Here is a 10,989-nt window from a genome sequence, read left to right as displayed (position 1 = left end):
CCCGACACGACCTATGAAAGCCTCGCCGGACTGCCGCCCGTCTTCAAGGACGGCCAGCAGGTCAAGGAAGGCAAGTACGTCACCGCCGGCAACGCCAGCCAGTTGTCGGACGGCGCCGCCGCCGTGGTGCTGATGGAGCGCAAGGAAGCCGAGCGTCGCGGCCTGACCCCGCTGGGCGCCTATCGCGGCATGGCCGTGGCCGGCTGCGGCCCGGAAGAAATGGGCATCGGTCCGGTCTTCGCGATCCCCAAGCTGTTGGAGCGCAACGGCCTGAAGATCGACGACATCGACATGTGGGAGCTGAACGAGGCCTTCGCCTCCCAATGCCTCTACTGCCGCGACGAACTGGGCATCGACCCGGCCAAGTACAACGTCTCGGGCGGCGCCATCTCCATCGGCCACCCCTATGGCATGACCGGCGCCCGGGCGACCGGCCACATCCTGCACGAAGGCAAGCGCCGTGGCGCCAAGTACGGCGTCGTCACCATGTGCGTCGGCGGCGGCATGGGCGCCGCGGGCCTGTTCGAGATCTTCTAGGCCTCTGGCCTCAGAGGCTGAAATACGGAAGGGCCGTCCCGATGGGGCGGCCCTTTTCGCATCGCCAGTTCAGGAGACCACGGCATGGACCAGTTCACCGGCGGCTGCCTGTGCGGCGATGTCCGCCTCGTGGCGTCCGACTGGCCCGACCGGGTCGGAATCTGCCACTGCCTCGATCGCCGTAAGCACCACTGAGCGCTACGAGCGCGACCGTCCATCCACCAGTCGCTCAGAAGACTAGATAGGACGCGCGGCCCAACAGTCATTTCGTTCAATGCTGAACGAGCTTCGTTCCCCGCCGCGCAGCCGCGTTACCAATTTTCCCCTGGCTTGCCGCGACGTCCGGGCGTCCAATCTCGCCTGAAGAACCTGCCGCCGGTCGGCGCGAGACAATGAGGATATTCCCATGGGCGAGGCCTGGATCATCGATGTGGCGCGCACCCCGCTCGGCGTGGGCAAGGTGGACAAGGGCGGACTGGCCAACGTCCACCCGCAGCGCATCCTCTCGACGGTGCTGAAAGCGCTGGCCGAGCGCAATAATCTGAACACCGCCGACGTCGACGACGTGATCGCGGGCTGCGGCACCCAGAGCGGCAAGCAGGGCTCCTGCATCGCCCGGATGGCGGCCCTGGACGCCGGCTACTCGGTCGAGGCGCCCGGCATGAGCCTGGACCGTTTCTGCGGCTCGGGCCTGACCGCGGTGAACCTGGCCGCCATGGGCGTGATGTCCGGGGCCCAGGACCTGGTGATCGCCGGCGGCGTCGAGAGCATGTCGCATGGTTCAACCTTGAAGCGTCAGGCCGGCCCCACCCTGGACAGCCTGAACGCTCATCTCCGCTCGATCCATCCGCAGCCCCACCAGGGCGTCTGCGGCGACGTGGTGGCGACCCTGGAAGGCTTCACCCGCGACGACGTGGACAAGCTGGCCGTCGAGAGTCAACGACGCGCGGCCCATGCCCTCGCCAACGGCTACTTCTCCAAGAGCCTGATCCCGGTCTTCAACGACGACGGCTCGCTGGCCCTCGACAACGAGGAATATCCCCGGCCCCAGACGACGCTGGAGGGCCTGGGCCAACTCAAGGCCGCCTTCGCCGCCCTCTATGACGTGCCGCTGGATGAGGAAGGGCTCTCCTTCCGCCGCCTGGTCGAGGCCACCTATCCGGACCTGAAGATCAACCACGTGCACCATGCCGGCAACTCGTCGGGCGTGGTGGACGGCGCCGGCGCCGTGGTCATCGCTTCGCCGGAATACGCCCGGGCCCACGGCCTGACGCCCCGCGCGCGGATCGTCTCCATCGCCACGGCCGGCGACTCGCCGGAGCTGATGCTGAACGCCCCCGGCCCCGCCGCCCGCAAGGCGCTGAAGAAGGCCGGCATGTCGATGAAGGACATCCAGCTCGTCGAGATCAACGAGGCCTTCGCTGTCGTGCCGCTGAAGTTCATGCGCGACCTCGACGTCGATCCCGAGATCGTCAACGTCAACGGCGGCGCCATCGCGCTGGGCCACCCCATCGGCGCCACCGGGGCGATGATCCTGGGCACCCTGTTGGACGAGATGGAACGCCGCGACCTGAATGTCGGCATGGCCACGCTCTGCGCGGCCGGCGGCATGGCTCCGGCCGCGATCATCGAGCGGATGTAGATCGCGCTAAGCGGGGACGGCCAGTCCCCGCGCCTGCGCCTCGGCGGCGGTGAAATAGACCACGCCATCCCCCCAGTCGTGGGTGACCACGCCCGTGGGCGGCCGGGCCGTCGGCCCGCAGAGGACCGCCAGCTCCTTGGCCGTCAGCATGCCCCAGCGCGCGAAGGCCTGGGCCGGCGTCGGGTCTGGTCGCGGATCGGCGGTGGCGCCGGGAAGTGCGGCCTCCAGTCCCGCCTCGTAGTCCTCGTACGGAACCCAGCCGGCCACCGTGTGCTCGCCACCCGGCCCCTTGAAGATCACCGTCGGCAGGGCGTAGCGGTCGTGGCCCTCGGAGTGTTTCAGCTCGCCGTTCATCGGGCTGTCGTGCTTGAGGTTGCGGACATAGTCGTTCGGCGCCCGGGTCTCCTCCCAGTCGGCGCGATAGGCCGCGGCGACCTCCGGCCGGGCCTGATCGGCGCGCCAGCGGACGTGATCGAGGCCAGGAACCCCCTGCGTCGCGGCCTCGAACTCATCGGGCGTCTGCGGCCCAAGACCGAAGACGAAGATCTGCTCGCGGAACCGGCGCAGCACGGCCTGCGCCACGTCCTGCCCCTGCAATTCGGCGGCCTTCACCGCCTGGCCCATGGGATCGGTCGAGCGCAGCATCAGGTGCATGGGATTGGGATAGGGCATGTCGGTCAGACGCCAGACCCGCTTCCAATACGCCCGCATCGGCTCGGCGGCGCTGACCCGGTCCCAGCCCTCCTTGCCGGTGGACGCATCGCCCACCAGTCCGCCCATCACCTTGCGCCAGCCGATGTGGTGGCCGTGGCGCCAGTCCAACAGACGCAGAAGAGGCTCGGCGCCCCAGGCCGTCGAGCAGACGGCGTCCGTATACTCGACGGCCTCGACGCGTTGGGCTTCCATAGCGGCTCCTCCCGGCGGATGTGTTTGCGCCAAGCCTCGGCTCCGGCCCGGGGGTTTGCAAGGGAAACCCTTCCGTCCGGCGCCACCCGACCATAGAACACAGGTAACTCCGGAGGCGCCTGTGCGAACCCTTTCCCTCGAAGCCATCGAGCCGCTGTTCGACGGTCACGTGGACCTGCGCCGGCGGCCGGGCTCATTGCAGCCGCTGCGGCTGCCGGTGGCTGAACTGCCATTCTACGATCCCTTCAATCGCTGGGTCGGCTCCTGCGCCACGGGCTGCCGGCTGCGCTTCACGACCGACACGCGTCGCGTGGTGCTGAGCGCCACCCAGCGGCTGCTGGCCAATTCCAACGACGGCGAGCGACGTGGCGCTTATGACCTGTTCGTCGACGGCCGGCGCATCGCGCGGGGCTGGGGAACCGGCGGGGCCCAGATCTCTCTCGAACAAGGCTCCGCAGTCGGCGACGAAGCCTTCGAGATCGCCTTCGACGACTTGCCGGCCGGCGAGAAGCTGGTGGAGATCTGGCTGCCCCAGGCCGCGACCGTCTCGGTCACGGGCCTCGCGATCGACGACGGTGCGAGCCTGTCGCCCGCGCCCGACACGCGGCCGCGCGTGCTGTTCCACGGCTCGTCGATCACACATGGCATGGAGGCCGAGGGGGCCACAGCGAATTGGCCGGCGGTGGCCGCTGGCCTGGCGGGGGTGGATCACCTCAATCTGGGCTGGGCCGGGTCGTGCCTGCTGTCGGGCCTCGCGGCGCGGATCATCCGCGACCAGCGCGCCGACGCCATCGTCCTGAAGCTCGGAATCAACGTCCATTCCGAAGGCCAGCTCAAGGACCGCGTGTTCGTGGATTCGGCCCATTCGATGATCTCGATCATCCGGGAGCGCCACGCAGGGACGCCGATCCTGGTGATCTCGCCGATCTATTCGCCCCCGCGCGAAGACGACGGCCAGGAAGGCGGCCCCTCGCTGCGCCAAATGCGCGGATTGTTGGAGCAGGTGGTCGAGGTCCGGCGCAGGGCCGGGGACGCGGCCATCTCCTACCTTTCAGGCCTGGACCTGTTCGGTCCCGCCGACATCGCCCTGCTGCCCGATGAGTTGCACCCCAACACCGAAGGCTACCGGCTGATGGGCGAACGCTTCCACGCGCTGAAGCTCTCAGGCGAAGGTTCGCTGTTGGGCGCCTAGACGCCGAACAGCGCCTTCAAATACGGATTGAGCAGCCGCGCCTCCGGGTCGAGCCGGCGGCGCACCTCCAGGAAGTCCTTCCAGTTCGGATAGAGCGTCGCCAGATCGGCTGCCTTGAGGCTGTGCAGCTTGCCCCAATGCGGGCGGCCACCGTGCTTGCGCAGGATCGGCTGGATCAGGCTGAACAGGAAATCGTATTCGTCCTTGTAGTGACAATGGACGGCGATGGAGCCCCGCGGTCCGCCTTGGAACGGCGAAAGCCAGGCCTCGTCGGCGGCGATGCGCCGGACCTCGATGGGGAAGAACACGTCGGGGCGATGGGCCTCGATGGTCGCGACCACCTCTTTGAGCGCCGCCAAGTGGCTGGCCACCGGCAAATGGAATTCCATCTCGTTGAACCGCACCGGACGTTCGGTGGAGAGCAGCTTCCAACCCTCGTCGATGGCCTCCTCCGGTTCGGCCGAGCCCAGCAGGGCCTTGGCGGCCGCCTTGCGCAGCGGCGTGGAGAACCGGACGAGATTGCGGAGCTGCTTCAGGACTTCGAGGAAGGCGTCGTCGGTCGACGGCGCGCGCGGGGTAGCTGGCGCATCGGTCTCGTCGTGGCTGATCCCCGCCGCGAGATCGGTGAAGGGGACGGCGTAGAACTCGAAGTTGCGGTGCTTGTCCCAGCGGTCCTCGGCCTTGGCCAGCATGGCGTCGAACGGCTCGATCCAGACCCGGCGATGCAGGCGGCGGTTGGCGGTGGTGGCGAGCCTGGCCTGGGTGATGATCCCCAGCGCGCCCAGGGAAACCTTGGCGGCCTGGAAGACGTCGGCGTTCCGGGTCGCGTCGCAGTCGAGAATTTCGCCCGCGACCGTGGCCAGCCGCAACGCCGTGACATCGCCATGGATCGCCTTGAGCGCCTTGCCCGTGCCGTGGGTCGCGGTGCCCAGGCAACCGCCGAGCGACTGCTTGTTGATGTCAGGCAGGTTGGCCATGGCCCGGCCGCGTTCGGCCAGGGCGGGCCCCAGGGCGCCCAGCCGGGTCCCGGCCCAGACCACCGCCTCCTCGCCCTCCCAGCGTTCGACGCCAGAGAGTCCGTCCAGGGTCATGAGGCTGCCGCAGGTCGGCACGAGGGCGGTGAAGGAGTGGCCCGCTCCGACAGCGCGCACCGGCGTCACCGCTGTCTTCAGCGCCTGGGCGACTTCATCCTCGGTCTTGGGCGCCAGCCGCGCGGCCGGATAGGCGTGCTCGATCCCCGACCAGTTGCGCCAAAGCAGCCTCTTGTCGGCGTCCAGGCTGGGCGGTGAAGCCGGCTCGGTCTTGTCGCGGGTCGCCACGACCACGCCACCCACGCCCAGGGCCGTCACACCAGCGGCCCCCGCGGCCAGCGTCGCGCGCCGCGAGATCACGACTTGTCCGCCATGAACCTGGTCAGCGCCTGGAAGTCATCAGGCGTGCAGGCGGCGCATTGGCCCGTGGCCGGCATGGCCTTGTAGCCCTGGATCACGTGGTCGAGCAGCACGCCCTCCCCCTGCTTCCAGCGCGGCGCCCAGGCCCTGGCGTCGTGGGTCAGCGGGGCGCCCGACTGCGGATTGATGTGGCAGGCCTTGCAGGAGCCCTCGTACAGCCCCGCCAGCCGCGCGTCGGCCGGCGCGAGGCTGGCGAGGTCAGCCGGCGGCGCGGCGGTCGTGGGCGCGCAGGCGCAAAGGCTCGCGAATGCGAGCAGCGCAAGATGCTTCAACGATTCCCTCCCCGACGTCCGGCTGAGCTTAGCCCAGCCGGCCGACCGCATCGACGACCGCAGCCGTCTTTTCCAGGATCACCATGTGACCGGCCTCGGGGATCGAGACCAGCTCGGCGCCGGCGATCCCCTTCTTGAACCCGTGGGCGTAGAACGGCGGGATCAGACGGTCGCTGTCGCCCCAGACCACCACCGTCCTGGCCCTGATGCGGTACATGCGCTGGGCCAAGCCACGCTCGGGGATCGGGAACAGGATGCGGCCCGCCATGCCGAGCTGACGCGCGTTGTTCACCAGGTAGGTCTGCAGGAAGTTGGGGTCGGTGACGTTGCGTCCCGCGGTCAGGATCGCGGCCCCGGCCTCGGCGTCATGAAACAGGTACCGCGGCATTTCGTAGGGCATCAGCGAGAACAAGTCGGCGACCGGATGGTCGTCGTCCCACATCCCGGCCGGACAGATCAAAGCCAGGCGCGAGACGTCGTTTGGCGAGATGGCGGCCATCTCGGCGGCGATCATGCCGCCCATGGAGTGCCCGACCAGGATCGGATCCTTCAGGCCGAGCGCCGCGACCACGTCCCAGGTGTGGAGGGTGAAATCCAGCATGTCGCGGATCTCGGGACATTCCTCGCTGTCGCCATAGCCGGGGATCAGGGGCGCATAGACGTGGTGCTTGGCGGCCAGCGCATTGAGGAACGGGTCCTCGGCCGTGACGCCGCCGGCGCCGTGCAAGAACACCAGGTCAGGGCCGGAGCCGCCTTCCAGATAGCGGACCGGAACGTGATGGGTCTGGACAGTCTTCAGTTCCATGATCGCTCCCCTCAGGCGTAGGTCTTGGCGAGGTCGGCGCCCGTCGGCGCCTCCTTCGGCAGGCGGCCGGAGGTGACCCGCTTGTCCAGGGGACTGGTCCAGAAGCGGTTGTCGTCGTCCCAGTCGGGGAACATGTTCCGCAGCTTGGGCATGACCTTCTCGGCGAACAGCTTTGTGGAGTACATGCACTTGTCGGCCGGCATGTTCCCCACGTGCATCAGGCAGAAGATGTTGCCGACGTTAAGGCCCTTGATCAGGTCTTCCATCCGCTGGCGGACGGTCTCGGGACTGCCGGCGATCACGTGGCCCTGTTCGGTCAGCTCCTTCCAGGTGAGCTGGGTGTAGCCGCCGGTGGGTGGGGCGTATTGCGACAGGGCGCCGGTCTGGATGGTCTTGATCGTCCGGTAGCCCGGCGCGTCGGCGAAGCCCGGATAGACGTGCAGGCAGCGATTGTAGAAGTAGCTGACGTGCTCGGAATAGAGCCGCTCGGCCTCCTCGTCGGTGTCGGCCACCAGGATCGTCTGGGCGAAGCCTGCGCGATAGGGGCTCTTGTCCACCCCGCGTTCCTCGATCCGCTTCCAATAGCCGTTCATCAGGGCCTGGGCCCGCAGGTAGCCGGAGAAGCTGAGGTAGGAGTAGGAGTAGGTGTTGTCGATGCAGAAGTCGTAGGTCTCTACCGAGCCGCCGCCGGGGATGTGGACCGGGGGATGCGGCTTGTCCTGGATCGGTCGCGGCCAGATGTTGACATGCCGCAGCTTGTTGTACCGACCGTTCCAGGCGAAGGGCTCGCGCGTGGTCCAGGCCTTGATGATCAGGTCATGGGCTTCCTGGTACTTCTCGCGCGTCAGCGAGGGGATCTGGCCGTAGCAGTAGTTGGTGTCCATCGAGGTCCCGACCGGGAACCCCGCCACCAGCCGCCCGCCCGAGATGCAGTCCAGCATGGCGAATTCCTCGGCCACGCGGATCGGCGGATTGTAGAGCGCGATGGAATTGCCCAGGACGACGATGGCCGCGTCCTTGGTCCGGCGCGCCAGGCCCGCGGCGATGATGTTGGGGCTGGGCATGATGCCGTAGCCGTTCTGGTGGTGCTCGTTCACCCCGATGCCGTCGAACCCAAGAGTGTCTGCGTACTCAAGGAGATCCATGTAGGTGTTGTAGACCTCATGGCTCCTGGCCGGGTCGAACAGCTTCTGGTCGATATCGACCCAGACCGACCGGTTTTTCTCCCGGAAATCGTCCGGCAGATACGGCCACGGCATCAGGTTGAACCAGGTGAACTTCATGGGTCGCTCCTCCCGCCGCCTCTATCGGGCGATCATATGAACGACGATAACCCAAATGGCCGGCGCGCCAAGCGACTTCGACTGATCAGACTTCCAGCGCTTGGCTAAGGATTTCTGATCGCCCGCGACCTTCCAATCAGGTGTCGCATGGCTATATCGAGATTCATTCGCAACTGAGACTCGCGCCATGAAGACCGCCAAGAAGACTCTGAGCTACAGCCTGATGCACCTGACGGTGGCGATCACCGTCGCCTATGCCCTCACCCAGGATTGGCGGGCGGCGCTGGCCATCGGACTGATCGAGCCCCTCTTCCAGACTGTCGCCTTCGTGGTGCATGAGAGAGTCTGGGCGCGGATCGAGCGCGGCGTGATCCCGCCGCTCGGTTCCGCGACCGCCTAACCGTCAACGAGGACTGAAGACATGCCGAACGTCGGACCCAACCCCAAGGCGCGCAAGGCCGCGGCCGATGGCCTCGCCAAGCTGCTGGCCGACTCCTACGCGGTCTATCTGAAGACCCATGGCTATCACTGGAACGTGCGGGGCTCGAATTTCGCACAGCTCCACACCCTGTTCATGGCCCAGTACACCGAGATGTGGACGGCCATCGACGAGGTGGCTGAACGCATCCGCGCGCTGGGCGAGCTGGCCCCCCAGGGCTACGAGACCTTCGGCAAGCTGTCGGCGATCAAGGACGGCGACCCCAGCAAGAAGGCTGAGGGCATGGTCAAGGATCTGATCTCGAGCCACGAGGCCCTGATCGGCACCCTCTACGCCACCCTCCCAGCGGCTCAGGAGTCCGGCGACGAGGTCACGGCCGGCCTGCTCACCGACCGCCTGACGGCGCACGAGAAGCACGCCTGGATGCTGCGCGCGACCCTCGACTCCTAGGGCTAGCGGCCCACTCGCGCCATCATCGGCGTGAGGCTGGTCCAACAGCAGGTGTGGCGGGCGTCGCGGATCAGCACCGCGGCGTCCTCACCCGCCAGACGTCGCGCCGCCGCCTGTGCCACCACCGGCGGCACGACGGTGTCGAAGGTGCCCAGCAGATGTAGTTGCGCGGTTTGCAGCGGTGCGGCCAGGCGCGCGGGATCGCCCTCCTCCGGCAACGGGCTCGCGCCGTGCCAGAGCGTCCAGCCCGCGAGATCCAGGGGCGCGGCGACCGTCACCAGTCCCGCCACGTCGTCGCGGCGCGCGGTGAGCAGGGCGGCCAGGACGCCGCCGCCCGACCAACCCACCAGCCGAACCCGGCGCGCGCCGGTGCGCGCCTTGAGATCATTGATCGCGAGGCTCGCGGTCTCGACCGCCTGGGCCGAGAAGCGCCCCGTCGTCCAATCGGCCGGACGGCAGGCGGGATCGGTGACGTACTGGCAGGATCGGGCCAGCCAGGCCACGCCCCCGCCGGGCCAGGCCTCTGCGATCACCCGGCCGACCGGGTTTCGCGGCGTCGGATCGCCGCGCGGAGAGCCTCGGGCGTCATGGGCCGCGCCGTCGCCCTCGATGACCACGGTCAGGATGTCGTCGGTCGAGGCCTTGGGCGACAGGGTCGCGGCCAGGATTCGGCCGCCGACGTGAAGTTCAAGCGACGTCCAGCCGCCGCGGACCGGGAAGGGTTCAGCGGCGGCTGGAGTCGCGAGAAGCAGCGCCAGGAGGAGGCCTAGGCGCCGCATGCGGCTAGAAGGATTTGCGGAGAGTCGCGCCGAAGCTCGTCTCCCGCTCGTTCTTCTTGCCCACCAGGGTCTGGACGTTGACGCCCAGGGTCAGATCGTCCGACAGCGGCGCGCTGAAGCCGCCGCCCAGCAGGGCGTAGTCTCCATCCACGCCGGGCGTGTCGTCGGTCTGGGAATTGAAGCTGGCGCTAACATAGGGCAGCCAGGCCGAGGCCGTGTAGAAGAGCGCGCCGCCCGCCTGCACGATGGTCATGTCGCTGGAGACCGACCCGATCGGCAGGCCGCCGGAGTCGACATAGCCGTCGGTGTCGGACGTGGTGGCCAGCAGCCCCAGGCTCGGGACCACGACCCAGCCCGATCCGACGTCCAATTGGCTCTGGAAGCCGATCGAGCCGAACACCTGCTCGCGGTCGGTCTCGCCGTACGAGCGCAAGGCGCCGGCGCGACGTCCGAACTCGACGTCGTGATTGCCAACCCCCACCGTTCCGGTCACGCGGAACAGCGGACTGGCCGACCAACTGGCATAGGCGCCGCCGGTCCAACCCCGGGAGCTGTAGTCCACGAGCGCCCCGTCCAGCTCGGTGGAGCCGTAGCCGGCGAAGAGGCCGATGAAGCCGGTGTCGAAGATCAGGTCGGCGCCGATCGCGCCCGATCCGCCGAAGCCATCCTGAGACGAGCCCGGACGGTCGTCGTCGATGAAGCTGCCGGAGGCGTTGACCCAGACCCCGCGCTGGACACCGAAGTCGCCGGCGTTCACGCCGCGATACCCGGCCTTTCCGTTGTCGCTGAGCGGCGAACCGCCCGAGAGACCGGCGAAAGCCAGGGCCGCGGCTCGGCTGCTGACGAAGCTGGAGATCGACGACGCGGTCATCCGGTCACCCAGCAGGGCCAGGACAAGCTGGTCGGCCTCAACCTGGGTGATCAGCGCCTGCTGCGGCAGGGTGATGGTGATCACCGTGCCGTTCGGCAGCACCGTCGTGGTGGTCGGCGTGGTCGGTGTGGGTGTCGTCGGCGTCGTGGGAGTCGTTGGCGTCGTCGGCGTCGTCATCGCGGTGAAGCCCGCGTTGCTGGTAGAGCCCGTGCGCAGATTGAGGAGCGTGGTGGTCGGGTCGTTCGTAGTCGTGCCGCCCGACGTATTCGCGAGGCTGGCCTGCGCCTCGATCAAGGTCGCAGCCGCCTGGCGTTCGGCGGAGGCGAGCGGTGAAGTTCCCGGTGCCGTCTTTTTCGCATTCG

The 10,989-nt window shown here is 68.0% G+C and carries 13 protein-coding genes; 6 read left to right on the top strand and 7 right to left on the bottom strand.

Features of this window, described 5'->3' with window-relative positions:
* Both RMO04_RS18420 and RMO04_RS18415 read left to right on the top strand, forming a co-directional pair.
* The coding region (locus RMO04_RS18420; protein WP_309646226.1) for a thiolase family protein at window positions 1–537 on the top strand (537 nt) is incomplete at its 5' end.
* A 406-nt stretch (window positions 538–943) separates the two neighbouring features.
* Window positions 944–2,179 (top strand): acetyl-CoA C-acetyltransferase, encoded by a 1,236-nt coding sequence (locus RMO04_RS18415; protein WP_309646225.1) that lies wholly within the window; start codon window positions 944–946, stop codon window positions 2,177–2,179.
* 6 nt (window positions 2,180–2,185) lie between these two features.
* Here the strand turns inward: RMO04_RS18415 and RMO04_RS18410 are convergent, their stop codons facing one another.
* A complete protein-coding gene (locus RMO04_RS18410; RefSeq protein ID WP_309646224.1) occupies window positions 2,186–3,085 on the bottom strand; it encodes a DsbA family protein in 900 nt (299 codons plus the stop codon).
* A 121-nt stretch (window positions 3,086–3,206) separates the two neighbouring features.
* Here RMO04_RS18410 and RMO04_RS18405 point away from each other — a divergent pair, with 121 nt between their 5' ends.
* Window positions 3,207–4,277, top strand: a complete 1,071-nt coding sequence (locus tag RMO04_RS18405) for a GDSL-type esterase/lipase family protein (RefSeq protein WP_309646223.1) — start codon at window positions 3,207–3,209, stop codon at window positions 4,275–4,277.
* Here the strand turns inward: RMO04_RS18405 and RMO04_RS18400 are convergent.
* Genes RMO04_RS18400 through RMO04_RS18385 form a run of 4 tightly spaced genes read right to left on the bottom strand, consistent with a single transcriptional unit; the run spans window position 4,274 to window position 8,088 of the window.
* Window positions 4,274–5,668 carry a D-arabinono-1,4-lactone oxidase gene (locus RMO04_RS18400; RefSeq protein ID WP_309646222.1) on the bottom strand — a complete coding sequence of 465 codons (1,395 nt, stop codon included), beginning with the start codon at window positions 5,666–5,668 and terminating at the stop codon, window positions 4,274–4,276. The two genes, RMO04_RS18405 and RMO04_RS18400, sit on opposite strands and share 4 nt — an antisense overlap.
* On the bottom strand, window positions 5,665–6,000 hold the full coding sequence (locus RMO04_RS18395; protein ID WP_309646221.1) for a c-type cytochrome: 336 nt from the start codon (window positions 5,998–6,000) through the stop codon (window positions 5,665–5,667). The genes RMO04_RS18400 and RMO04_RS18395 overlap by 4 nt, the downstream gene beginning before the upstream one ends.
* Before the next feature lie 28 nt (window positions 6,001–6,028).
* Window positions 6,029–6,805: an alpha/beta hydrolase gene (locus RMO04_RS18390; RefSeq protein WP_309646220.1), complete on the bottom strand. Its 777-nt coding sequence runs from the start codon at window positions 6,803–6,805 to the stop codon at window positions 6,029–6,031.
* A gap of 11 nt (window positions 6,806–6,816) precedes the next feature.
* The gene (locus tag RMO04_RS18385; RefSeq protein ID WP_309646219.1) at window positions 6,817–8,088 is read right to left on the bottom strand and encodes an LLM class flavin-dependent oxidoreductase; all 1,272 of its coding nucleotides are present in this window, start codon (window positions 8,086–8,088) and stop codon (window positions 6,817–6,819) included.
* A 187-nt stretch (window positions 8,089–8,275) separates the two neighbouring features.
* Between RMO04_RS18385 and RMO04_RS18380 the strand changes: the two genes are divergently transcribed.
* Both RMO04_RS18380 and RMO04_RS18375 read left to right on the top strand, forming a co-directional pair.
* Window positions 8,276–8,488, top strand: coding sequence for a DUF2061 domain-containing protein (locus tag RMO04_RS18380; protein ID WP_309646218.1), 213 nt, complete (start codon window positions 8,276–8,278; stop codon window positions 8,486–8,488).
* A 21-nt stretch (window positions 8,489–8,509) separates the two neighbouring features.
* Window positions 8,510–8,977, top strand: a complete 468-nt coding sequence (locus RMO04_RS18375) for a DNA starvation/stationary phase protection protein (RefSeq protein WP_309646217.1) — start codon at window positions 8,510–8,512, stop codon at window positions 8,975–8,977.
* A 2-nt stretch (window positions 8,978–8,979) separates the two neighbouring features.
* Here RMO04_RS18375 and RMO04_RS18370 read toward each other — a convergent pair whose 3' ends face one another.
* Entirely contained in the window at window positions 8,980–9,756 is a 777-nt protein-coding gene (locus tag RMO04_RS18370; protein WP_309646216.1) for a hypothetical protein, read from the bottom strand.
* 4 nt (window positions 9,757–9,760) lie between these two features.
* Entirely contained in the window at window positions 9,761–10,711 is a 951-nt protein-coding gene (locus RMO04_RS18365; protein WP_309646215.1) for an autotransporter outer membrane beta-barrel domain-containing protein, read from the bottom strand.
* Between RMO04_RS18365 and RMO04_RS18360 the strand changes: the two genes are divergently transcribed.
* On the top strand, window positions 10,701–10,989 hold a 289-nt coding region (locus tag RMO04_RS18360), incomplete at its 3' end, for a hypothetical protein (RefSeq protein ID WP_309646214.1). The genes RMO04_RS18365 and RMO04_RS18360 overlap by 11 nt on opposite strands.

Origin of the sequence: Phenylobacterium sp., from assembly GCF_031412415.1 — a bacterium.
Taxonomy (GTDB): domain Bacteria; phylum Pseudomonadota; class Alphaproteobacteria; order Caulobacterales; family Caulobacteraceae; genus Phenylobacterium.
This window is presented reverse-complemented; position numbering and strand designations above follow the sequence as displayed.

Excerpts from the sequence above, each read along its gene's own strand:
- RMO04_RS18385 (WP_309646219.1), bottom strand. The coding sequence starts at position 8,088 with ATGAAGTTCACCTGGTTCAACCTGATGCCGTGGCCGTATCTGCCGGAC.
- RMO04_RS18370 (WP_309646216.1), bottom strand. The coding sequence starts at position 9,756 with ATGCGGCGCCTAGGCCTCCTCCTGGCGCTGCTTCTCGCGACTCCAGCC.
- RMO04_RS18410 (WP_309646224.1), bottom strand. The coding sequence starts at position 3,085 with ATGGAAGCCCAACGCGTCGAGGCCGTCGAGTATACGGACGCCGTCTGC.
- RMO04_RS18390 (WP_309646220.1), bottom strand. The coding sequence starts at position 6,805 with ATGGAACTGAAGACTGTCCAGACCCATCACGTTCCGGTCCGCTATCTG.
- RMO04_RS18415 (WP_309646225.1), top strand. The coding sequence starts at position 944 with ATGGGCGAGGCCTGGATCATCGATGTGGCGCGCACCCCGCTCGGCGTG.
- RMO04_RS18380 (WP_309646218.1), top strand. The coding sequence starts at position 8,276 with ATGAAGACCGCCAAGAAGACTCTGAGCTACAGCCTGATGCACCTGACG.
- RMO04_RS18375 (WP_309646217.1), top strand. The coding sequence starts at position 8,510 with ATGCCGAACGTCGGACCCAACCCCAAGGCGCGCAAGGCCGCGGCCGAT.